At 70.0% G+C, this 23,017-nt stretch carries 15 protein-coding genes; 10 read left to right on the top strand and 5 right to left on the bottom strand.

The features are described 5' to 3' along the window. The first annotated feature begins 38 nt into the window (after nucleotides 1-38). The 7 genes from AB0M47_RS07800 (at nucleotide 39) to AB0M47_RS07770 (ending at nucleotide 11,163) form a co-directional block, all read left to right on the top strand. Nucleotides 39-1,304, top strand: coding sequence for a low temperature requirement protein A (locus AB0M47_RS07800; protein WP_363410123.1), 1,266 nt, complete (start codon nucleotides 39-41; stop codon nucleotides 1,302-1,304). Nucleotides 1,305-1,369: 65 nt separating this feature from the next. After that, on the top strand, nucleotides 1,370-1,855 hold the full coding sequence (locus tag AB0M47_RS07795; protein ID WP_363410120.1) for a hypothetical protein: 486 nt from the start codon (nucleotides 1,370-1,372) through the stop codon (nucleotides 1,853-1,855). Between the two features lie 401 nt (nucleotides 1,856-2,256). Then, nucleotides 2,257-4,158, top strand: a complete 1,902-nt coding sequence (locus AB0M47_RS07790) for a Calx-beta domain-containing protein (protein WP_363410117.1) — start codon at nucleotides 2,257-2,259, stop codon at nucleotides 4,156-4,158. A gap of 102 nt (nucleotides 4,159-4,260) precedes the next feature. After that, complete coding sequence (locus AB0M47_RS07785; RefSeq protein ID WP_363410114.1) at nucleotides 4,261-5,112, top strand: hypothetical protein; 852 nt, start codon at nucleotides 4,261-4,263, stop codon at nucleotides 5,110-5,112. Between the two features lie 19 nt (nucleotides 5,113-5,131). Next, complete coding sequence (locus tag AB0M47_RS07780) at nucleotides 5,132-6,007, top strand: LLM class F420-dependent oxidoreductase (RefSeq protein WP_363410111.1); 876 nt, start codon at nucleotides 5,132-5,134, stop codon at nucleotides 6,005-6,007. Between the two features lie 303 nt (nucleotides 6,008-6,310). After that, nucleotides 6,311-8,116, top strand: a complete 1,806-nt coding sequence (locus AB0M47_RS07775) for a cellulase family glycosylhydrolase (protein ID WP_363410108.1) — start codon at nucleotides 6,311-6,313, stop codon at nucleotides 8,114-8,116. 164 nt (nucleotides 8,117-8,280) lie between these two features. Beyond that, nucleotides 8,281-11,163 carry an EAL domain-containing protein gene (locus AB0M47_RS07770; RefSeq protein ID WP_363410105.1) on the top strand — a complete coding sequence of 961 codons (2,883 nt, stop codon included), beginning with the start codon at nucleotides 8,281-8,283 and terminating at the stop codon, nucleotides 11,161-11,163. Between the two features lie 24 nt (nucleotides 11,164-11,187). Here AB0M47_RS07770 and AB0M47_RS07765 read toward each other — a convergent pair whose 3' ends face one another. Genes AB0M47_RS07765 through AB0M47_RS07755 form a run of 3 tightly spaced genes read right to left on the bottom strand, consistent with a single transcriptional unit; the run spans nucleotide 11,188 to nucleotide 17,608 of the window. Continuing rightward, on the bottom strand, nucleotides 11,188-16,158 hold the full coding sequence (locus AB0M47_RS07765) for a carbohydrate-binding protein (RefSeq protein WP_363410103.1): 4,971 nt from the start codon (nucleotides 16,156-16,158) through the stop codon (nucleotides 11,188-11,190). Between the two features lie 14 nt (nucleotides 16,159-16,172). Continuing rightward, nucleotides 16,173-16,928 (bottom strand): cobalt transporter, encoded by a 756-nt coding sequence (locus AB0M47_RS07760; protein ID WP_363410100.1) that lies wholly within the window; start codon nucleotides 16,926-16,928, stop codon nucleotides 16,173-16,175. Then, nucleotides 16,925-17,608, bottom strand: a complete 684-nt coding sequence (locus AB0M47_RS07755; protein ID WP_363410097.1) for a hypothetical protein — start codon at nucleotides 17,606-17,608, stop codon at nucleotides 16,925-16,927. The genes AB0M47_RS07760 and AB0M47_RS07755 overlap by 4 nt, the downstream gene beginning before the upstream one ends. A gap of 26 nt (nucleotides 17,609-17,634) precedes the next feature. On the opposite strand from AB0M47_RS07755, the gene AB0M47_RS07750 reads away from it, so the two are divergent. Continuing rightward, nucleotides 17,635-17,817 (top strand): hypothetical protein, encoded by a 183-nt coding sequence (locus tag AB0M47_RS07750; RefSeq protein WP_363410094.1) that lies wholly within the window; start codon nucleotides 17,635-17,637, stop codon nucleotides 17,815-17,817. On the opposite strand, the gene AB0M47_RS07745 is transcribed toward AB0M47_RS07750, so the two are convergent. Next, on the bottom strand, nucleotides 17,814-19,046 hold the full coding sequence (locus AB0M47_RS07745; protein ID WP_363410091.1) for a glycoside hydrolase domain-containing protein: 1,233 nt from the start codon (nucleotides 19,044-19,046) through the stop codon (nucleotides 17,814-17,816). The two genes, AB0M47_RS07750 and AB0M47_RS07745, sit on opposite strands and share 4 nt — an antisense overlap. 253 nt (nucleotides 19,047-19,299) lie before the next feature. Here AB0M47_RS07745 and AB0M47_RS07740 point away from each other — a divergent pair, with 253 nt between their 5' ends. Next, complete coding sequence (locus AB0M47_RS07740) at nucleotides 19,300-19,638, top strand: metalloregulator ArsR/SmtB family transcription factor (RefSeq protein ID WP_363410088.1); 339 nt, start codon at nucleotides 19,300-19,302, stop codon at nucleotides 19,636-19,638. A 3-nt stretch (nucleotides 19,639-19,641) separates the two neighbouring features. Continuing rightward, on the top strand, nucleotides 19,642-20,124 hold the full coding sequence (locus AB0M47_RS07735; RefSeq protein ID WP_363410085.1) for an SRPBCC domain-containing protein: 483 nt from the start codon (nucleotides 19,642-19,644) through the stop codon (nucleotides 20,122-20,124). A gap of 62 nt (nucleotides 20,125-20,186) precedes the next feature. Here the strand turns inward: AB0M47_RS07735 and AB0M47_RS07730 are convergent, their stop codons facing one another. Then, a complete protein-coding gene (locus tag AB0M47_RS07730) occupies nucleotides 20,187-22,955 on the bottom strand; it encodes a LuxR C-terminal-related transcriptional regulator (RefSeq protein ID WP_363410082.1) in 2,769 nt (922 codons plus the stop codon). Between the last annotated feature and the right edge of the window lie 62 nt (nucleotides 22,956-23,017).

Here is a 23,017-nt window from a genome sequence, read left to right as displayed (position 1 = left end):
CCCGGTCGCCAGAACGGGCTGGTGAGATAGTTCCGATCATGTCCAACCCCGCCGCCGTCGAGGAACGGCACGCCACCTGGCTTGAGCTCTTCTTCGATCTCGTCATCGTGGCGGCCGTCGCCCAGCTGGCCCATCTGCTGCACGAGGATCTGAGCCTCAAGCAGGTCGGCGTCTTCGCGATCCTCTACTACGCCATGTGGAGCGTCTGGACCTCGTTCAGCCTGTACGCCAACGTGCGCGCGGACCGGGTCAGCCAGCGGCCGATCCTGGTCGCGATGTTCGGCATCGCCGTCATGGCCGCGGCGATCCCGCACGCCGTTCACGGGCCCGGCGACGACTACCGGGTGTTCGTGCTGGCGTACGTGGGGTGCCGGATCCTGGCCGCGTTCACCTGGAAGCGATCGAACCTGGTCCCGACCGACTGGCCGGCGGCCCGCCAGGGCAACGGCGTGATCCCGTGGATCGTGTCGCTGTGGCTGGCCGATTCGCGGTACTACCTGTGGCTCGCCGGGGTCGTGCTCGACATCGTCACCTCCTTCGTCCTGTCCCTCGACCCGGACAAGCAGATCGCCGCCGAGCAGCGCGAACAGCAGAAGCAGCGGGAGGTCTGGCTGCGCCGGATGGCGCGCAACGTCCGGCGGCGGCCGGTGCGGGTGCCGGAGCTGCCCGACATCCAGGCGGCCCGGCCGAACGCGCCCCACCTCGGCGAGCGGCTCGGCCTGTTCGTCATCATCGTGCTCGGCGAGGCCGTCGCCCAGCTGGTCTCCGCGGCGGCCGGCGTACCGGAGTGGGACCGCGCGCTATGGCTGTCGGTGATCGCCGGATTCGGGCTGCTCGTCGCGATCTGGTACCTCACCTTGCAATACGGCTCCAGCTCACTGCCCAACTACGGCGCCCGGACTTTCGCGCTCCGGCTCACCCTCCCCGCGCACTACGTCATGACCGGCGCGATCGTCGCCATGTCTGCCGGGCTCGGCCTGATCGCGGCTCATCCCGGCGAGCATCTGCCGGCGGCCGACCGCTGGGTGCTCTGCGGCGGTGCGGCGTTCTACTTCCTCGTCGCCACGATCACCGGGGCGCGCGGCGGCGTGCCGGTGCGCTGGGTGTTCGGCTGGGGCGTCCCCGCCGTCGCCTTCACCTTGCTGCTCGGCGCGTTCGGCAGCCCGCTGCCGGGCTGGGCGGTCGCGGCGATCCTCGTCGTGATCGCACTGTGGCATATCTCCTATCGCGTCATAGACCCTGAGCAGCGTGAACGCCGAATCACTCAGGTCCGCGCCGGCGTCAAAAACGTTGACGAAGGGTAACTGTCGTGAAAGGATATTAGTACGCGCGTTCGAGAGACGTGAGCGCGCGATCCTGGGGAGGAACGGTGACGCACACGTTTGCGAGGAAGATCGGTCTCGCGCTGCTGGCGGCGGTCGTGGTGACGATCGCGGTGACCGCGCGGGCAACGGCCGAGCAGGCCGGAAATCGGGCGTCGGCGGCCGCCGACGCGGATCGCGAGGCGCGCGCGGCGGGCCGGGCCACCGCCGTCGCCCTGACCGCCGTCGAGCCGCTGAACCGGTCCGTCGACGCCGGAACCCCGGCCGACGTGCGAGCGCTGCCCGTCGCGTACGCGGCCGACGCGGCCGCCTTCGTGACCGCTACCGGCCAGGCCTGCGCCCTGCTCAGCACCTCGGGACCGGCGACCGTCGCCGTCGAGGGCACGGGGTACGACCCGATCGAGGCGGCCTGGCCGGGCGACGGCGGGTGGCACGTCTGGTGCTGGACCGGGCTGCGCGCCGGCACGACCTATCGGCTGCGGCTCGCCGCCGATCCCGGCGTACGCGCCGAGGGAATCGTCACCGACCGCTGAGTCCGGGCCGCTGAGTCCGGGCTGCTGAGTCCGACCCCGGTAGTCCGGACCGCTGAGTCCCGACTACCGGGCTAGGACCACAATAGACACGGCATTGTCGGAGTACCGACAGAGGGACATGAATCGCGTGGGATTCTCACGTGACAGGGCATGAGCCCGGGCCGGCCACTCCCGTCGGATCGGCCGATCGGTCACCCATTCACCGTCCAATCCGCTCCACTGGGGACGGTCCTTGAGCGTACGGAGATCATTCGGCACAGCCATTGGGGATAGTCAAGAGTTGATGGCACCTAATTCATTTACTTGACTGTGGTCATCCAACCCCACTGGCCGTCGCATCGGGATCGTCACGGCGATTCGAATGACGATGCCGATGACGGCTGCCCGCGAAAGGAGCGACCATGTTCCTGACCGACCGACGGCGGTCCGGACGTCTGCGTACGGGTATCGCACTCGCTGCGCTGGCGACATTCGCCTCCGGCCTCAGCTTCGCGGCCACCCCGGCCGCGGCGACCGAACCCGGAGTCGAACCTGCCAACGTCACGCTGACCCTGCCGCCCGGCGGCACGGCGGACATCGCCAAGACCGTTCACACGCCGACGGTGCCGCCCAAGCCGGACATCGTCTTCTTGGCCGACACCACCGGCAGCATGGGCGCCGCCATCGGCGACGTCCGCACCAACGCCGCCGGCGTGCTCTCGACGATCAGCTCGGCCCAGCCGACCGCACAGTTCGGAGTCGCGGAGTACAAGGACTTCAACTGCGACGCGGTGCCGTTCAAGGTGGATCAGGCGATCACCTCGGACGCGGCGGCGGTGCAGGCCGGGATCAACCTCTGGAGCGCCGGCGGTGGCTGCGACTTCCCCGAGGCGGACCTGAACGCCCTGTACGAGCTGTCCACCGGGGCGGTCACGTTCCGGCCGGACGGCACGCGCATCATCGTCATCTTCGGTGACGCGCCGTCGCAGGACCCGAGCAACGGCCACTCGCTCGCCCAGACGATCTCGGCGCTGCAGGCGGCGAACGTCCGGGTCGTCGCGGTGAACGTGGGCAACCTCGACGCCAGCGGCCAGTTCACCGACATCGTGAACGCGACCGGCGGCGTACTGCTCAACAACGTGCCATCGGACCAGGTCTCGGAAGCCATCCTCGCCGGCATCCAGGCGATCAAGGTGACCGTGACCCCGACGCCGTTCGGCTGCGGCCCGCCGCTGTCGCTGTCCTTCAACCCGGGCAGCGAGGTCGTGACCAGCGGTGACGACGCGCACTTCACCGAGACGGTGAACGTGGCGGCCAACGCCGCCGCCGGTACGCACCACTGCGCGGTGGACTTCCTCATCGACGGCACGAGCCGCGGCTTCGTGCAGAACCTGACGGTCGTGGTGCCGGGCCTGAGCATCAACGACGTCTCCGTCAACGAGAACGCTGGGAACGCCACCTTCACCGTGTCGCTGTCGGCGCCGGCTCCGTTCCCCGTGAGCGCGAGCTTCGCCACCAGCAACGGGACCGCGACGGCCCCGGCCGACTACGCCGCCACCAGCGGTGTCGTCTCCTTCGCCGCCGGGCAGACCAGTAAGCAGGTCACGGTCCCGATCGTCAACGACACGATCGACGAGAACAACGAGACCTTCACGGTGACGCTGTCCGCTCCGACCGGGGCGGCGCTGATCGACCCGACCGGCGTCGGCACGATCGTCGACCAGGACCGCAACGGCGTGTTCTCCTGCTCGGGGACCGCACTGAACCTGGCCGGTCTCAAGGCGGGCAAGGCCAACCCGGCCGACCTGCCGTGTGTGGACGACAGCGACACCGTGGCCAGCGTCAACCTGACCACCGGTCTGGTGAACGTCGACGCCAAGGTGATCACCGCGACCACCGACCTGTCGCCGGACAACCAGAACATCGTCCCGGTGCTCGGTGACAAGGCCGCGTCCACCGCGAAGATCGAGTCCACGAAGATCACCGTGGGTGGTCTGGTCACCATCGAGCTGGGCGTCATCCAGTCGTCGGCCTCGGTGACCTGCACCGCCGGGCCGAGCGGCCTCGTGCCGACCTACTCGGGCTCGTCGTCGATCTCCTCGCTGAAGATCAACGGTGTCACGGTGACGGTCGGCAGCGCTCCGCTGACGATCCCACTCGTCGTCGGATCGCTGAAGCTCAACGGCACGACGACCACCGGCACCAGCATCACGCAGCAGGCGGTCGTGCTCGACACGCTGCTGACCGACGTGGTGCTCGCCGAGTCGACGGCCGACGTCCACGGCACGGCGCTGCACCCCGGCGGCAACCCCTGTGTCGCGTGATCAGTCGCCTAACCGATAGATGAACGAGGGCGGGGCGGCCAGACGGTCGCCCCGCCCTCCGGCGGTTGGCGAGCTGTGGATCACCTGTGTGACACTCGGCGGGTGACCACACCCCCTCCGCCGAATCAGCCTGGCTATCCGGAGTGGAACCAGCCTCCGGAGTGGAACCAGCCCGGCTATCAGCAGCCGCCGTCGTCGGCGTATCCGGGTTCTCCGATGAACCCGCCGGGCACGGATCCGACTGCCGTATATCCCACGCTCAGCACGGGTGCGCCCGTTCCGCCGCTGGGTCCGCCGGTGCCGCCCGGCGCCCCGATCGGCCCGCCGGCCCCGCCGCCCAAGAAGGGCAAGACGGGCCTGGTCTTCGGCATCGTCGGCGGCATCCTCGCGCTCTGCCTGGTCGGCGGCTGCGTCGGCGTCGGCGGCTGGTTCCTTCTGCGGGACAAGAGCGAACCGGTCTCCCACTCCTCGACCTCGCCGTCGTATGAGTCGAGCTACCCGTATCCGTCCGACTCGTACTCGCCGCCCACCGTGGTGGAGACGACCGAGGCCGCTCCCCCGCCGTCGCCGGTCGACGTCGGCGACTGCATCTCCGTCGACGAGTCGGGCAGCTTCCTCGGGATCGGCAACTGCAACGGCAGCCGGGGCACCTACAAGGTGCTGTCCACCGACTACTCGCAGGGCACCTGCACCGACCCGCAGTCGCCGTACATCACGGTCGAGGGCTACCGGCTCTGCCTGGCGCTCTACCTCGTCGAGACCTACTGCTACAAGTTCCCCAAGGGGTCCGGCTGGGTGGTCGCGGCGTCGAAGTGCAAAGCGAAAGGCACTGTTCACGTCATCGACATCGTGCCGGGTGCCTCCAACGGCGACCGGTGTACGAAAAACTACAAGTGGAACCGGTGGTACCGGTTCACCCATCCGACCGTCGTGTACTGCGTGATGCAGTACTAGCGAAGTGGCAGGTGACACGATGAGGCTCGGCCTTCACTACTGGAACTACTCCGTCCCGGCCGAACCGGAGGCGATCGCGCCCACGCTGGCGCGGACCGCCCGGCTGGCCGAGGAGGCCGGGTTCTCGTCGTTCACGGTGATGGATCACTTCTTCCAGATGCAGACGGCGACCAGCACGGCCGGGGAGCCGATGCTCGAGGGCTACACGACGCTCGGCTACCTCGCCGCGATCACCGAGCGCATGACCCTCGGCCTGCTGGTCACCGGCGTCATGTACCGCAATCCCGGGGTCCTCGCGAAGATCGTGACGACGCTGGACGTGCTCTCCGGCGGGCGGGCCCGGCTCGGGCTGGGCGCGTCCTGGTACGAGCGCGAGCAGGCGGCGCTGGGCGTACCGGTGGTGCCGGTCGCCGAGCGGTTCGAGCGGCTGGAGGAGACCCTGCGGATCTGCCTCCAGTTCTGGAGCGACGACGACGGCCCATTCGAGGGCAAGCACTACCAGCTCGCCGAGACGCTGTGCGTACCGGCGCCGCTGCGGCGGCCGCATCCGCCGATCCTGATCGGTGGCGGCGGCGAACAGAAGACGCTGCGCCTGGCCGCCCGGTACGCCGACGCCTGCAACATCTTCGGGGTCGGCCCGGACGCGGTCGCGCACAAGTTCGACGTGCTGCGGCGGCACTGCGACGCCGAAGGCCGGGACTACGACGCGATCGCCAAGACCGTCCTGATGACCCGAGCGCCGCTGGCCGACGTGGACGCCTTCGTGGCCGAGGCGGCGGCGTACGCCGACCTGGGCGCGACCGAGATCCAGGTGATGCCCGACCGGCACCCGGTCGAGTTCACCGAGCAGTTCGCCGAACTCGTCGCCCCGCGCCTCGACCTCACCCGCCCTTAGCCGCTCGCCCCGCCCGCCCCGGCCTTTGCCGCAACCGCTGGATCAGGGTTCCGGGTCGAATCTTGGGTCAAGATTCGACTTGGAACCCTGATCCAGCGCCAAAACCGCCAGCGAGCGGGCTGATCCAGCGCCAAGAACGCCCGGCGAGCGGGCTGACCCAGCGCCAAAAACGCGGGCGAGCGGGCTGATCCAGCGCATAGAAGCGCCGCCGAGCAGGGACGAAGAGATCGCCTCTTGACAGACGAAACAGCGCCGCAATAATGGGAGCGCTCCCACATACGTATTTCGATATGGGGTGACTCCATGAAACGGTGGTCCACCATCGTCGCCGCGACCGCGGCCGCGGTGACCAGCCTGGCGGCCGGCGTACTGCTGCCCAGCGTGGCGCAGGCCGCGGCGGGTTGCACGGTCGCGTACGCCAACACGAACGCCTGGCAGTCGACGCCGACCTCGGGCGGTTTCACCACCACCCTGTCCATCACCAATCTCGGCGACCCGATCTCGCATTGGACGCTGACCTTCACGCTGCCGAGCGGCCACACGCGTACCAGTGGCTGGAACGCGACCTTCACCGGGACGACCGCGATCACCGCGACCGACGCGGGGTGGAACGGGGCGATCGGCACCAACCAGACCAACGCCAGCGTCGGCTTGCAGGGGAACTGGACCCGGACCACGTCCGGTGCCACCCCGCCGAGCCCGTTCCCGCAGCCGACCGACTTCGCCCTCAACGGCGTCGCCTGCACCGGGAGCACCACGTCACCGAGCCCGAGCACCAGCCCGAGCACGAGCCCGGGGACAAACCAGTCGCCGAGCGCGAGCTTGACCAGCCCGACAGCGGGTCAGACGTTCACCGCCCCGGCGACCGTCAACTTCGCCGCGACGGCGAGCGACCCGGACGGCTCTGTCGCCCGGGTCGACTTCCTCAACGGCTCCACGGTGATCGGCTCGGACACCACGTCCCCGTACGCGTACTCGTGGACGAACGTGGCGGCCGGCAGCTATTCGGTGAGCGCGCGAGCGGTGGACAACCTCGGGGCCACCACGACCACCACGCCGATCTCCATCACGGTCACCGGCACCAGCGGGACGGCCGCCCCGGCGCTGCACGTGTCCGGCAACAAGATCCTGACCGCGAGCGGCGCGACCTATCGGCTGCTGGGGGTCAACCGGGCCAGCGCCGAGTTCGCCTGCGTGCAGGGCAAGGGCATGTGGGACAGCGCCACCCCGGACCAGGCCAGCGTCGACGCGATGAAGGCCTGGAACATCCACGCGGTGCGCATTCCGCTCAACGAGGACTGCTGGCTGGGCACCTTCGGCACGCCGAGCGGCTCGACCTACCAGTCCGCGGTGAAGGCGTACGCCGATCTGCTGGTGGCCAACGGCATCACCCCGATCGTCGAGATGCACTGGAACCACGGCACCTACACGGGCACCTCGTCGGCCTGCTCCGACGTGAACGCGACCTGCCAGAAGCCGATGCCGGACGCCCAGTACGCGCCGACCTTCTGGACGCAGCTCGCCACCATGTTCAAGGGCAACAACGCGGTGGTGTTCGACCTGTTCAACGAGCCGTACCCGGACGCCGCCAACAACTGGAGCGACGCCACCGCCGCCTGGAAGTGCCTGCGTGACGGCGGCACCTGCACCGGCATCTCCTACCAGGTCGCCGGCATGCAGAGCCTGGTCAACGCGGTCCGGGCCACCGGGGCCGTCAACGTCATCATGGTCGCCGGGTTGACCTGGACCAACGACCTGACCCAGTGGCTGGCGTACAAGCCGACCGATCCGGCGGGCAACATCGTGGCCTCCTGGCACTCGTACAACTTCAACGCCTGCGTCACGACGTCCTGCTGGGACAGTCAGATCGGCACGGTCGCCGCGCAGGTGCCGGTGGTCGCGGGTGAGATCGGCCAGAACACCTGCGCCCACGACTACATCGACCAGGTGATGGCGTGGGCGGACGCGCACGGCGTCGGCTACCTCGCCTGGACCTGGAACCCGTGGGGCTGCGGCTCGGGCAACGTGCTCATCACCGACTACAGCGGCACCGCGACCGCGACGTTCGGCGAGGGCTTCAAGGCCCACCTGCTCACCCAGAACCCCTAGGCGCGTGCGGCCGAGGGTCCGCGTGACCCTCGGCCGCACCAAATGGTACGCACAGCGCAGCGCACGCCTTTCGTGACAGTGCGTGACATGTCGGGCACCTGTTTCCGCCGATCCGGGTCGCGCCTGGGTTAAGTCGTCCGCAATTTGGGCATACCATGTCGCTGATGTCCACGGAGTTCACGCTCGGCGTGCTCTCGCCCTTTCTCGGCGGGTGGTACTTCGGCGGCATCATGACGGGGATCGCCCGGGCCGGGCGGGAACTCGGCGCGAACGTCCTCGCGATCCAGACGACCGACGCGGGCACCGAGCAGACCGAGATCGAACGGGCGCCGGAATTCCACCACCTCGTCGGCGCGGAGCACGTCGCCGGAGTGGTCGTGATCCTGCGTGCGGTGGGGTCGGCGTACCTGAAGAGCGTCCAGCAGTCCGGGCGGCCGGTCGTGGTCGTCGGCGACGAGGTGACCGACGTGGACTGCCCGGTCATCGTGCCGGACAACCGGGCGGGCGTACGCGCGGCGGTGGCGCACCTGATCGGGCACGGGCATCGCCGGATCGCCTTCGCCGGTTACCTCGGCGCGACCGACGTGCGGGAACGGCTGGAGGCGTACCGGGAGGCGCTGGATGAGCACGGCATCGGCGTCGATCCCGGGCTCGTCTTCGCCGCCGACGACAATCACGAATGGGGCGGCGAGGCGGCCGGGCGGCGGCTGGTCGAGGCTGGCATCCCGTCGACGGCGCTCATCGCGGGCACGGACGCCAACGCCGCCGGGATCATGAGCGTGCTGACCGATCAGGGCCTCGTCCTGCCTCGGGACCAGGCCATCATCGGCTTCGACGACCAGCGGATCGCGGCGTACGGCGATCCCACGCTGACGACCGTGCGGCAGCCGGTGCACCTGCTCGGCCGGACGGCGATCGCCGAACTGGCCCGGCTGCTGCACGGCTCGGGCGAGCCGATCACCCATCATTACGTGCCGACGGCGCTGGTCGTACGCGAGTCGTGTGGCTGCGTACCGGGTCCGGCCGGAGCGACCGTCGCCGAGCAGTTGCGGGCGGCGGTGGCGCCGGTCGCCCCGGAGGTTCCCGCGCCGGCCGTCGACCGGGACGTGGCCGCCGTCGCCGACGCGATCGGGCACGAGACCGTGCCGGGCCTGTCCGCCGCGGTGCAGCGGCTGGCCCAGGCCAGCGGGCGGCCCGAGATCCTGATGGACATGGTCACTACCGTGTCCGAACAGGACGATCCGGCCGGGCCGCTGATGCGGGCGATGATGCAGGCACACGGCCGGGCGCTGTTCCACGACAACGTCTACCTGCAGAAGACGCTGAGCCAGCAGTACGAGGTGAGTACCGAACTGCTGCTGGGCCACCGGGACGATCCCCGCGGGCTCGGCTGGCTCGCGCGTACGCCCGCCGAGGCCGGCTGTCTCGGGCTGTGGACCGGGGACCGGACGACGCTGGAGGTCGCCGGGGCGTACCGGCGTGGCGGGACGCCACCGGAGCTGCCGTCGCGGCTGGACGTCACGGCGTTTCCCCCGGCGTACCTGCTCGACGTCGCCGGCGGGCTGGCCGAGGGCATCGTCTTCGTCGTGCCGGTGAAGGTCGACGACAGCGACTGGGGACTGCTGGCGGTGGCCGACACCCCGGTACGCGCGGTCGAGACCGGACGCGAACCGGTCAACCACTGGGCGGCACTGCTGTCGCACACGCTGGACTACGACCGGATGGTCCGCGATCTGCGGCTGGGCAAGGAGCAGTTGCGGGCCGCCGCGCTCTACGACGGCCTGACCGGACTGCCGAATCGGACGCTCTTCCTGGACCGGCTCCGGCAGGCGATCCGCCAACGCCGGCGTACGCCCGGCCGCCATTTCGCCGTGCTGTTCCTCGACGTCGACGGATTCAAGGTGGTCAACGACAGCCTGGGGCACGCGGCCGGGGACGGGCTGCTGGTCGAGGTCGCCGCCCGCATCAACGAGAACCTGCGAGACTCCGACACCGCGGCACGGTTCGGCGGGGACGAGTTCTTGATCCTGCTCGACGACATCGCGCAGAACTCCGACGCCGACGACGTCGCCCGGCGACTCCAGACGAGCCTGGCCGAGCCGTTCCACGTGCAGGGCCACGACGTGGTCGTGACCGCGAGCATCGGCGTGACCTTCGGCGACTCGTCCGCCGCGACCGCCGAGGATCTGGTACGCGACGCCGACATCGCGATGTACACGGCGAAGTCCCGGATGAAGGGTTCGCAGGCGGTCTTCGACGACTCGATGCGTACCAAGGCGGTCCGCCGTTTGCAGGTCGAGTCGGAGCTGCGCCGGGCACTGGAACGGCAGGAGATCCGGACCTTCGTGCAGCCGATCGTGCACCTGCCGACCGGGCGGATCGACGGGTTCGAGGCGCTCGCCCGCTGGGAGCATCCGACGCGAGGCCTGCTCGACCCGGCCGACTTCCTGCCGATCGCCGAGGAGACCGGGCTGGTCATCGGCATCGGCCAGCAGATCCTCGTCGACTCGTGCCGCCGGCTCGCCGCGTGGCGGGCGGCGACGGGCCGGGACCTGCGGGTCAGCGTGAACGTGTCGCACCGCCAGTTGTGGACCCGGACGCTGATCGGGACGCTGACCGAGTGCCTGCGCGAGACCGGGTGCGAGGGGCGCTGGCTCGCGCTGGAACTGACCGAGAGCGTGGTCATGCGGGACCCCGCGCAGGCCCGGACCTTCCTCGAGGAGATCCACGCGCTGGGCTGCGAGCTGTACATCGACGACTTCGGCACCGGCTATTCGTCGCTGGAGGCGTTGCACCGGCTGCCCATCGACGCCTTGAAGATCGACAAGTCGTTCGTGTCGCGGCTGGGTCAGGACGCCAAGAGCGGCGACCTCGTCGACTCGATCATCCTGATGGGACACAAGCTCGGCCTGCGGCTCATCGCCGAAGGGGTGGAGACCGCCGAGCAACGCGCTCACCTGGTCCGCTTGGGCTGCGCGTACGGGCAGGGCCACCTGTTCGCCGAACCGGTCCCCGCCGACGAGGCCGAGGACCGGTTCCTGCGCTGAACTATCCGGTTGTCGCTACTTCGCTTACTTGATCAGCTTCCAGGGGCCGTTCGCGGCGCCCGGAGCCTGGTTGCGGGTCCACCACTTGGCCTCGTAGACGTGGCCGTCGTAGGTCACCCGATCACCGGCGGTGTAGACGGTGGTCGCCGTCCAGGCCGCCGGGCTGTTGTCCGGCGGAGTCGGAGCCACCTCGGCCCACGCCCCGGTCGGGTTGCCCGGCTTCTGGTTGCGCGTCCACCACAGCGCCTTGTACGTCTTGCCCTCGTAGGACACGACGTCACCGGCGGTGAAGATCCGCGACGGCGTCCAGACGGCCACGCCGTCCTCGGTCATCGCCAGTTCCTGCCAGGCGCCGTTCGGGTCGCCCGGCTTGGCGTTCTTGGACGCCCACGCGGCCAGGTACGCCTTGCCGTCGTAGCCGACCTTGGCGTTGGCCTTGTACTGCGTACCCGCGTTCCAGGCCGGCGGCAGGTTCACCGTCACCGTGACCGGGGTCTGCACCGACTCGAGCTGGTCGTTGCCCGAGTAGGACACGGTCAGCTCGTGCGTACCGGCGGCCAGGCCGACCGGCAGCGGGAACGTCAGCGTGTCGCCGGTCAGCGTCGCCGAACCGCGTACCTTGTCGCCTTCCCGCAGCTCGACCGTGCCGGTCACCGGCACACCAGCGGCGGTGAGCTTGGCGGTCACGGTCGCCGCGGTCCCCCACTCCACCGGGGTGGAGGTGGCGGTCACCTCCGGGCGGCCCTTCGTCGTGCGGAACACGGACGGCTGAGCGACCGCGACACCGCCGTCGTTGCTCTCCGCCGTGACGATCCAGCCGTACGAGGTCGCCGGGGCTAGCCCGGTCCACGTCGCCGTGGCGGTGCCGTTCGCCGTGACCTGGTCCGTCCCGATCGTCCCGGACGGCACGTACGCCGCCAGCGAGTCGGTCGAGAACGACGTCTTGCGGGTCGTCAGGTCGACCGGCAGCGTCAGGTTGTCCTCCGAGCCGTTGTAGCGCGGCTTGGTCTGGCTGCCGTCCTGCCGGATGTCGTACTCCGTCGCCCCGAAGTTGTTCAGGAACGGCGAGTATGTGTCGATGTGCATCTCGGCCCGCGCGACGTCGAACTGGAGCAGGCGCAGGAAGCTCGCGCCGAACTGCAGCCGGTCGGTCGCCTTGTGGTCGATCGTGCCGTCGCCGTTGACGTCGATGTCGCCGTTGGCGTCGATCTTGCCGGGCCACAGCTCACCGGCCGAAACGGTGTAGAACTGGTAGTCCGCCAGCAGCTCCACCACGTCGTGGGTGACGGTGACGCCGACCTTCGTCTTCAGGTTGGTGCCGACGCCGTGCTCGTGCCCGGCGAGGACCAGGAAGACGTTGGGGTTGGCCTCGACGACCGTCTTGTACAGCGGCGAGCCGTCCGGCGCGGAGAAGTCCGCGCCTCGCCCGTCGGGGTTGGTCGACGGCCGCAGGTAGTCGTGGGACAGCAGGATCCCGTTGCGGTCCTTGTACCGCTTGAAGATCGAGTCCGCCCACTTGGCCTCCTGTGGCGTCACGCCGTAGGAGAGCCCGACCGCGACGAAGTCGAGGCCGCCCGCCGAGAACAGGATGTAGTTGTTCTGGTTGTCCTTGCCCGGGGTGACCGTCCCGTCGGGGTTGGTCACCTCGTCCCAGGCGTGGTACTCGGACCCGGCCGGCCAGCCCTGCGCCACCTGGTAGTAGCGGCTCGCACCGAACGTCTTGCTGAACCGCGAGTCCGGTCCGGTCTCGGCGCCCAGCTGGTTGTCGTGGTTTCCGGCGATGACCTGGTTCACCAGGCCGTTGCTGTCGAGGATGCCCTGGAAGCCCGAGGCGACCTGGAGTTCCCGGTTGACCTGCTCGTCGAGGCCCGGCCGCAGGAGCGAGCCGTCCGCCTTGCGGGCCAGCGGGTCGTAGTAGTCGTTCTCGATCACGTCACCGGTGTGCGCGGTGTACGCGATCTTGCGGCCGGCCGCGTTGTCGGCGATCCACTGCGTCTCCGAGCGGTACGCCGCCTGCCAGATCGCCTGCTCCTCCGCCGTCTCCAGATCGGTCGGCTCGGCCGTGCCGTCGAAGTCGTCGTAGGTGCCGACCGCCGCGCCCTCGGTGAGGTACTGCGTGTCGGTGTAGTGCGCGATCGCGAAGTCGTACGTGCTCGGGTCCTCGAACTTGTCCTTGTCGTTCTGCGCGGTCGAGTCGCGCGGCGACAGGTCGTCGGCGAACGGGTCCTCGCCGGTGACCAGGACGTGCGCGGTCGAGCCGTCACGGTATTCCGCGCCCAGTTGGGCGGCCAGCACGGTCGGCTTGCCGGCCTGGCCCCGGGCGCTGGTGAGCACCACCCACTTCTGCGCCGCAGGCTGCCAGACGCGCAGCGCCACGACCCGGGCCGGATCGATGGTGCCCTCCCAACGCAGGACCGGCGTCGCGGCGGTGCCGACAGCGAGGTCGTAGCGCTGGAAGACGACATCGCGGCCGGACGGCGTGTCGACGCTCTGGCCGTCGAGCGGCTTGAGCGACTCGACCTTGACGGTGGCGTCGTGCGCTACGTCGAGCGTGGTCGGGACGGCTGAGGCCGTGCCCTGGTAACCCGAGGTCGGCAGGACCACGTCGGCCTTGGTGAAGGTCGCCGTCAGGGCGGTGCCGTCGGCGCCGGGCGTCTTGGCCGTGAGCGTCGCCGACGGCGAGGTGCCCCCGGTGACGGTCGCGGTCAGGTCGGTGGGCACGTCCGGGATGCTGGCGCTGGTGAAGTGGATCTCCCGGGTCGCCTTGTTGCCGAGGGCGTCGGTCGCGGTGACGGCGATCGTGTGCGCCCCGGCCGGCAGGCCGTGGCCGATCTGGGAACCCTCGGCGACCACCGTGCCGTCGAGCTTGACGACCGGTGTGCCGACGACGCCGGAGGCGTCCTTGACCTTGACGGTCAGGGCCACCGTCGCGGTGAGCTTCTGCCCCTCGGCGGGCGTGCTGTTCTCGATCTCCGGCGCGGTGTTGTCCACAGTGAACTGCCGCGTCGCGGTCTTGCCGCCGGCCACCGCCTTGATCTGGTGCGCGCCGTCGGCCAGCGAGGCGGTGTTCACGTCGGCGCGGCGGCCGAGCGCGGTGGGCGTACCGCCGTCGTCGGTGGTGACCTCGAACAGGATCGTCTTGTCGAGGACGTAGTTGTTGTTGCTGCGGCAGGAGCCGTCGCCGACCCAGACGGTCACCGGGCTGCCGGTCGGATAGGTCGACGAGCCGATCGTGACGGTGGTGCCCGCGATCTGCTTGGTCAGCAGGGACGCCTTCGCGCCGGCCGGGGCCAGCTCGAAGTCGCGCAGGGTGTAGTCGTCGAAGTTGTCACAGCCCCCGTTGGCGCTGCCGTGGTCGCTGCCCGCGATGAACTCGACGACGTTGACGCCCGGGGTCAGCCACTCGTTCGGGAAGGACAGGTCGGCGGTCTCCTTCTCCCAGATGCCCATCGCCAGCGGGATGCCGTTGATCAGGACCTGGTTGTCGAAGCCGCTGTCCGCGCCGTTGCCGCCGATGAACATGCGCAGGTGGGCGTTGCCGGCGCCGAGCGTCTCGACCGTGGTGGTGGTCGGGGCGTCGGCGACGGCGAAGTGGAACTCCGCCTCCTTGTTCGCACCGCAGGTTCCGTCGCCGAGCGCGAGCGAGTCCGTCGTCGCCTCGGCCTTGGTCACCGTGCCGTTCGTCGCGGTGGTGACGATGTACGCCGTCCCCGGCGTGACCGTGCCCGCACCGGTCAGCGCGAGGTTCGCCGAGCTGCGGGTGAGCTTGAAGTCGTCGTGGTTGGCGCACGTCGCGCCGTTCACGGTGCCGTTGTAGTCGCCGGTCTTCACCTCGATGACGTTGTCGCCCAGGTGCAGGAACCGGTGCGGGAACTTCACCGTGACAAACTCCGCGCCGGCTACGCCGTAGTCGCCGCCGAGATCCACCCGGTTGCCGTTGACCAGCAGATAGTTGTGGTACTTCGCCTCGACCGAGTTGCCCGCCTCGACGGTCAGGCCGAGGACGGCCGTCCCGGTCGCCAGCGACACCGGGTTCTCGGCGGCGGCGCCGTCGATGTTCAGCGATGTCACCGAGCCGTCGGTCCCGGTCGGCAACGCGGCGATGACCGGCTGCGTCCCGCGTACGCGGGAACCGTCGGCCGGGGTCACCTTGGCCGCGCCGGCCGGGGCGTTGTTGACGGTGACCTTGACCGAGGTGCTCGCGCCCGACGCCGTCACGGCGGTGACGGTGTGCTCGCCGTTGGCCAGGGTGGTGGTGTCGAGGTCGGCGCCGAGCCCGGCGGTGCCGCCGATCTCGCCGGAGACGACGAAGGTCAGGTCCTGCGTGAGCAGGTGGGGCGAGCTGCCGCAGGTGCCGTCGCCGAAGGTGTAGCTGAAGGCGTTCTGCTCGCCGTCGGCGACGACCCCGATCAGGCTCAGCCCGATGCTGGTCAACGGGAAGTCGTCGTAGTTCGGGCAGCGGCCGCCTTCGCCGTACGGGAGGACTTCGTAACCGACCGCCGCTGTGTTGGTGGAGTCGACCCAGTTCGCTCCGGCGTGGACGGTGATCGTGTTGGCCCCGGTACGCAGCCAGTCGCCGGGGAAGTCGAGGGCGGCGCTCTGCCCGCCGGGGATGTCCGGGAAGTAGACCCGGTCGGCCTCGGCGGTACGGCCGTTGACGGTGAGGTAGTTGTGGTACCGCGCCTCGGTTCCGTTGCCGCCCATGGCGAAGGCGAGGTGCGCGGTGCCGGCCGTCTTCGCGGTGTCCACGGTGACACCGTCGACCTTCAGCGCGGCGACCGAGTCGTTCTCGGTCGTCGGCCCGGCGTTCAGTTTGACGGTGCCTTCCAGGGTCTGCCCGTCACGCAGGTTGACGGTCGGCGGGGTGCCGGCCGCGACGTCCTGCGCGCCGGCGGAGACGGGGACGGTGGCCCCGAATCCGGCGACGAGCACGGACGCCAGCACGACCCGGAGGACGGAAGTCCCCCTCCGGGCCGTACGCAGTCGGTGCGACATGGTGAAGCGTCTCCTTAGGTGACGGTGGTGAGATTGATCGTTGCCAGGACGGTGATGCCGACGCCGAGCACCGTGATGCCGGCGGCGGCCACAACTGGGGCCACCCGGGTGGCCAGGCGGAGCAGCGATCGCGACCGCGCGCCGCGGACCACGACCGAGCTGCCCGCGACGGCGAGCGCGCCTACGCCGAACAGCACGACGGCCATGCCGAGGCCGAAGGTCATGACGAGCAGCAGGGCGAACCCGGCCCGGCCGAGGAACAGCCCGGTCACCAGCACCAGGAAGGCGGCCGGCGACGGGGTGAGTCCGCCGGACACGCCCAGCAGGATCAGCCCCGGACGCTTTCCCGATGGATGCGGGTGCTCGTGCGGATGGCTGTGGTCGTGCGGATGGTCGTGGCTGTGCCCGTGCTGATGACCGTGCAGCCGCCGCCGGATCAGCCAGATCCCGGTCCCGATGACCAGCATGCCGGCGACCAGTTGCAGCCAGGTCGTCAGCAGTTCCATCGGCAGGACGTCCGACAGCGACAGGAACGTCCACGCCAGGCCGATGACCAGCACCGACACCGTATGCATCACGGCGACCGAGCCGCCGAGCCAGGCGGCGTCACGCAAACGCGCCCGCGCCCCCACGAGGTACGCCGCCGCCAGGCTCTTGCCGTGCCCGGGGGTCACCGCGTGCCCGGCCCCGGCGGCGAACGCGAGCGCGAAGGCCAGCGGCGGCACTCCCGGCGACCGCAGGATCTCCTGCAACTGGTCGGCGGCGGTCACCGGGTCACCCGCTTCGTGCGCTGCTTTCGGCGTACCAGTTGGACAAGCAGGACCACGACGAGCAGCGAGACGCCGACGACCAGGCCGAGCTGCACGGCGGCGGAGCGTTTGGTGTCGTCACCGGGCGCCGAGCCGAGGACCCAGTCGTGGGTGTCCTTGCCGGCGGCATAGACCGCGCGCTCGCCGTTCGGGCCGGTCGCGAGCGTCTGGTACGCGGAGTTGAGGTCGGTCAGGGTACGCACCGCGATGGTGACCTTGCCGACCGCAGCCGGACAGGCGAAGTCGAGCGTCACCCCGGACTTGGCCAGATCGGCGGGCGGTTGCACGGTCCCAGCACAGGTCTCGCCGTCACTGGCGACGGTGACCTGGCGCAGCAGGTACTCGGTGAATCGCGGCGACGAGCCGATCGCCGCCGCGTCGGAAGCCTGGTAGAAGACCGCGCCGTCGAGCATGACCCGATCGCGTGGCAGCAGCCCGAGCGATACGCCGAGCAGCGTGAGGTCGTCGAGGCCGCCGACCTTCCAGCGAATGTGGACGGCTTCCGGCCGGGCGGCGTCAAGGCTGATCGCGACGGTCTGCGGATCGCCGAACGGATGCGCCGCGGCCCGGACCGGTGCCGCGAAAACGGTTACAGCGAGGGCCGCGAGCAGTGCGGCGATCGCTCGCCCAGGATGGTGCAAGGGTTGCGCTCCGAAGTGGCAGGGGTGTGATCGCGCTGCACTCTGCCGACGGTTCGCGAACTCCGGCGCTTGGCTTGATGATCAGCACCGAACGCGCAGGTGAACGTTTGCCGATCCCCGGAGCGGCGATCATTGCGCCAGCCATGCCGTTTCCCGCGGCGATGTGCCCGTTGGCAAAGCTTGGCTGGCGCAATGATCATTTCGGTTAGACGCGGGTCACTCGGATCGCGTCGGCGATGACGTAGCCGGTCCCGGTGGTCCACCGGCTCACTCCGACCTTGTCGGAGTCGCCGGCCGCGAGGGTGAAGACGCCCAGCGACACCCATTGGCCGCCGCTGGCCTGCTGGCTGACCACGACGGACTGGCTGCCCGTGCTGGTGACCACGACGTACGGCGTCGCACTGTTGTAGCCGGTGTTGGCGGGGTACCAGACCGAGACGTCATAGGTGGCCGTCTCCGGGATGCTCACCTTGTACCAGGCCGGATCGCTGGCCGCGACCGGGTCGGCGAACCGGTAGTCCGCGCCGTAGCGCTGGGTCGAGTAGCTCGACGTGCCCCAGCTCGCGCTGGCGGTGAACCGGCTCGTGTCGGAGTTGTCGACGATGGTGCTCCACTCCGTCGGCGGCTCGGTCACGACGGTCGAGACGTCGAGATAGTTGCGGTCGATCTTGATGGTGACGCCGCCCCAGGTCTCGGTGACGTCGCCGGAGTACTGGTGCAGGCGCTGGTGGTTCGGGTACGCCGTGTCGGCGCAGTACTGGCCGCCGGCGGTGTTGGCGACGCCGTTCCACCAGGCGATCCAGAGGTGGTCGAGCCGGGTGTACTGCGGGTCGTCGTAGGCGTTGCAGACGTCGAGGACTCCGGACGAGCCGCTGGAGTACATGCCGGACAGGTAACCCAGGGCGTGCAGCTGGACCGTCCAGCCCGACAGGTACGACAACACCGCCGCCCGACAGGAGGCGCTGGTCGGGTACTGCTCGATGTCGTTGTAGATGGCGCTGCCGGCCGGGATGCCCAGGGCCTTGGCGGCGTTGACCGCGCTGGTCGCCCGGCTGGCGCCCTGCGAGCGGGCGGTCGTCGGGTCGCTGGACATCTTCGGCGTACGCGTGCCGCAGGGAGCCTGGTAGTCGAGTTCGATGGGGATGAGCCGCCAGCCCTTGGCGACCTGGTTGGACACCCACGTCGCGGTGAGGTTGGGCTGGGAGCAGGACCGGCTGGAGCCGCTGATGTAGATGCCCACCGCCCCGTACGGCGAACTGGCCTTCCACGCGTTCATCGCCGACTGCGAAGGCGCGGTGCAGGTGTCGAAACCCTTGCCCACGTAAGTTCCCGGCTGTGGCGCGACGGCCGCCACCGCCACGGCCGCAGTCGCGGGCGCAGCCGCCGAGGGTGCGATCAAAGCTGCGAGGACGGCCGCGGCGGCCATCACCTTTCTCATACACGTCTCCCTATGAAGGAAATTCTCAGACTCGGCCGGAAGATTGAAGGATTCCTACCACACATCGACGGTTACGGCTAGTGGCCTGTGTCGATGCGGGTCGCGTCCGACTCTGATCAACCGAGGTCAGTGCCCCTGAGCGGCTTGCGAGGGCGACCGCTCGACTGCGCCGGCCAAGGCGGTCGCGGCCGACCTGGAGCAGGTTTTCCGGACCGCTTGACAACGTACAACCATTTGGTTGTACATTAGAAGCGTGACCGAGAGCGAAGATCGGGCAGACGCCCTGTTCCACGCGCTCGCCGACCGCACACGACGCGACATCCTGCGCCGGGTGCTGGCCGGAGAGCACTCCGTCTCGGCACTCGCGGAGAAGTACGAGATGAGCTTCGCCGCAGTCCAGAAGCACGTCGTCGTGCTGGAGAAGGCCGGGCTGATCACCAAGCGGCGCAACGGCCGCGAACAGCTGGCCAGTGGCGACGTGGAGGCCGTGCGGTCGGTGAGGTCCATGCTCACCGAGCTGGAGCAGATCTGGCATGGCCGCATCTCACGCATCGACGCGCTCATCGCGTCGGATTTCGACCAGGAGGACTGACTCATGCCGGTGACCGACGTCCAGCAGGACATCGACAACCTGACCCTGACCATCATCGCGGACTTCGCCGCGCCGGTGGAGCGGATCTGGCAGGTGTACGCCGACCCGCGCCAGCTGGAGCAGGTGTGGGGCCCGCCGACCTACCCGGCGACTGTGGTCGAGCACGACCTGACGCCCGGCGGTCGCGTCACGTACTTCATGACCGGCCCGGAGGGCGACAAGCACTCCGGATACTGGCTGATCACGACGGTGGACCAGCCGACCGGCTTCGGCTTCGACGACGGGTTCGCCGACGAGGACTTCAAGCCGCTGTCAGACATGCCCGTCTCGCGCAACACCTACCGGTTCGCCGCCCACGACGGCGGCACCCGGGCCACGTACGTGAGCACGTACGAGACCGCCGAAGGGCTGCAGCAGGTGCTCGACATGGGCATCGTGGAGGGTGCCACGCTGTCGATCAACCAGATCGACTCGCTGGTCGCCTGACCCGCACCGTTCACGATCAGCGGAAGTTTCGCGGTGTCATAGCGCCACGAAACTTCCGCTGATCATGGCGTACCGGGGGTGAGGCCGAGGTCGGTCAGCGCGGCGCCGCCCTGTTTCGCGTGGTCACCGCCGGCAAGGACGAGCGTCCGCGCCCGCTGGTAGCGGCTGCCCGCGGCCTCGAACGCCGCCGCTGCGGCGAGTACGCGACTGGAGTCGTTGTCCAGCAACGCTTCCGCGCGGTCGAGGTGGGCGGACGCGATCGGGTTGCCGGCCACGATCGGGCGGGCGGCGGCGATCTGGTCGCGGGCGTCCGGCTGTCCGGACAGGGCCGCGGCTTCGGCGCGTACGGCGAGATACCAGTGCCGCCACACCCAGATGGCCCATTCGCTCATCTCGTCGGGTTCGGTCGCCAAGAGGGCGAACGCCTCGCCGGCCCGGCCCTCGTGGAGGAGCACGAGAGCGTCGAACACGCGGCTGTAACCGGCTTTCAGCTCCGGGGCGACGTCGAGTTCGTCGACGATCCCCAGCCATTCGGCGCGGGCGGTTTCGTCGCCCCGGAGGCCGTGGATCATCGCAACGGCCGCCGCTGCGGTGGCGAGGGTGGGCGTATGCAGCCCGCCCGACAGTCCCCACGCGTCGCGGAACCGACCGCAAGCAGCCAGTACGCCCTCGGCGTTCCCGGCGAGCGCGTCGGCGAGCAGCAGGCGCGAGGTCGCGAAGTCGCCGCGTTCGGCCAGCAGCGGCAGATCCCGGAGTTGCTCGCCCCAGCGGCGGGCGGCGGCCAGGTCGCCGACACCGACGGACGACTCGGCCGCCTCGGACAGGGCGTTCGTGCGTTCGAGGGCGGCGGCCGGCGCCGCCGGAACCTTGGCGAGCAGGTCGACGCGCTGGCGCGAGGAGGCGGCGGTGGCGAACGTGTCGCCCGCCCAGCACTGGACGGCAGCGAGTGCGTCGAGCGCGGCGCTGTGCGCCAGCGGATCGCCACTGGTACGCGCGAGGTCGACGGCTCGTTCCGCACGCTTGACCGCCTCCGACAGGTCCGCCTCGGCGGTGTCGCTGAGCACGCCGCATTCGGCCAGGGCGACCGCTGCCGACGCCGCTGGATCGTCCCCGGCCAGCTCCTGCGCCTCGGCGAGCAGCGCGGCCGCTTCACCGGCCGGCGGCAGTTCGGCGAAGGTGCCGGAGAACCGGTAGACGGTGGCGGCGGCGGTGGCCAGATCCCGCGCGGTTCCGGCGTCGTCCCCGGCGCTGCGCGCGGTCTCGGCTGCCGCGTAGTAGAGCCGATACATGTCGTCGCCGCGCATGCGGCAGCCCGCGACGGCGGCCGCTTGCCGCAGGGCCGCACCGGCGGCGTACGGGTCGCCGGTCAGGGCGGCGGCCTGTTCGTAGCGCAGCTGCGCCTCACCGATCAGGTTCCGGGTGAACGCCAGGTTCGCCAACGCGACGGCGAGGGCGTACGCGTCGCCACGATGATCCGCGGCGGTCACCGCCCAGCCGAGCACGGCACGCATGTCGTCGGCGACGTCGTCGAACCGCGCCCGCCACGGTCCCGCGCCCGGTTTGGGATCCTGGGCCAACCCGGTCGCGATGGCCAGACACCAGCGCAACTGCTCAGCGCGTACGCCGTCCAGCTCACCGCTCGCGGCGAGCTGTTCCAGGCCGCATTGGCGGATGGTCGCCAGCGTCCGGTACCGCATGCCGCCCGGGGCCGGGGTCGCCGACAGCAGGCTCTGCTCGGTCAGCCGGGCAAGTCCGTCCATCGTCGCTCCGGCGACCTGGGCAGCCGCGTCCACAGTGAACGGTGCGACGAACACGGCGATCCGGTGCAGCAGCGTACGGTCGGCCGGGTCGAGCAGCGCGACGCTCCAGTCGAGCATCGCGCGTACGGAGCGGTGCCGGTCGTCCGCGCGTGCGCCACCAGTCAGCACGCGCAACTGATCCGCGAGTACGCCGCTCAGCCCGTCGAGGCCGAGCATCGGCAGCCGCGCGGCGGCCAACTCGATGGCCAGGGCCACCCCGTCAAGGCCTCGGCAGATCTCGGCGACCTGTTCCCGCTGCTCGGCAGCGACCGGCCAGCCGACCGCCGCAGCCCGGTCGAGGAACAGGGCCACCGCGTCGGAGTCGTCGTCGCCCGTCAAGGACATCGGCGGAATCGGGTGCACCCGTTCGAACGGCACCATCAGCCGAGCGCGGCTGGTCGCCAGCACGGTCAGTTTCGGGGCGGCGGCGAGCAGCCGTTCGAGGAAGGGCGCCACTCCGTCGCGTACCTGCTCGCAATTGTCGAGAACGAGCAGCGCGCGTCGGTCGGCGAGCGCGGAGATGACTGTGTCGTCGATGCCGCGGCCCTGTTGCTCGCCCACGCCGACCGCCGCGGCGACCGTGGCGCCGACCATCGCGGCGTCCGTGATCGGGACGAGATCGACGAACCACACGCCGTCGGGGAATTCCGGGGCGACGTCCCCCGCGACCGCCAGCGCGAGGCGGGTCTTGCCCACGCCGCCGGGGCCGACCGCACTGACCTGGCGATGAGTCGTGACCGCCGCGGCCAGGGCCGCGCGTTCCTGCGCGCGCCCGACGAAGGAGGTGACCGGGGCGGGCAGCCCGAGCGTCACGTCGCCGCCGCGCGCCGCGCGCCCCCACTCCACCGCGAGCTGGGCGAGGGCCCGCCGGTCCGGGGCGTCGAGCTTGCGCAGCATCGAGGAGACGTGGGTCTCCACGGTCCGGACCGAGATGAACAATCGCGCGGCAATCTCCGCGTTGCTGAGATGCTCCCCGAGCAGGGCCAGCACCTCGGCCTCGCGCGTGGAAATACCCGCCTGGACCGCCGTCACGCGGCAATTGTGCCCCATCCCCCGCCGGATCCGTGGTGCTCCCCGTGGTGACCACGGATGTG

Source organism: Hamadaea sp. NPDC051192 (assembly GCF_040682475.1).
Taxonomy (GTDB): domain Bacteria; phylum Actinomycetota; class Actinomycetes; order Mycobacteriales; family Micromonosporaceae; genus Hamadaea; species Hamadaea flava.
Note: the sequence above shows the minus strand (reverse complement) of the source record. Positions and strands in the feature narration are given on the sequence as shown.

What these genes read in the sequence shown, in the direction of transcription:
- AB0M47_RS07770 (WP_363410105.1), top strand. Translation starts at nt 8,281, where the DNA reads ATGTCCACGGAGTTCACGCTCGGCGTGCTCTCGCCCTTTCTCGGCGGG.
- AB0M47_RS07745 (WP_363410091.1), bottom strand. Translation starts at nt 19,046, where the DNA reads ATGAGAAAGGTGATGGCCGCCGCGGCCGTCCTCGCAGCTTTGATCGCA.
- AB0M47_RS07790 (WP_363410117.1), top strand. Translation starts at nt 2,257, where the DNA reads ATGTTCCTGACCGACCGACGGCGGTCCGGACGTCTGCGTACGGGTATC.
- AB0M47_RS07800 (WP_363410123.1), top strand. Translation starts at nt 39, where the DNA reads ATGTCCAACCCCGCCGCCGTCGAGGAACGGCACGCCACCTGGCTTGAG.
- AB0M47_RS07765 (WP_363410103.1), bottom strand. Translation starts at nt 16,158, where the DNA reads ATGTCGCACCGACTGCGTACGGCCCGGAGGGGGACTTCCGTCCTCCGG.
- AB0M47_RS07775 (WP_363410108.1), top strand. Translation starts at nt 6,311, where the DNA reads ATGAAACGGTGGTCCACCATCGTCGCCGCGACCGCGGCCGCGGTGACC.
- AB0M47_RS07735 (WP_363410085.1), top strand. Translation starts at nt 19,642, where the DNA reads ATGCCGGTGACCGACGTCCAGCAGGACATCGACAACCTGACCCTGACC.
- AB0M47_RS07780 (WP_363410111.1), top strand. Translation starts at nt 5,132, where the DNA reads ATGAGGCTCGGCCTTCACTACTGGAACTACTCCGTCCCGGCCGAACCG.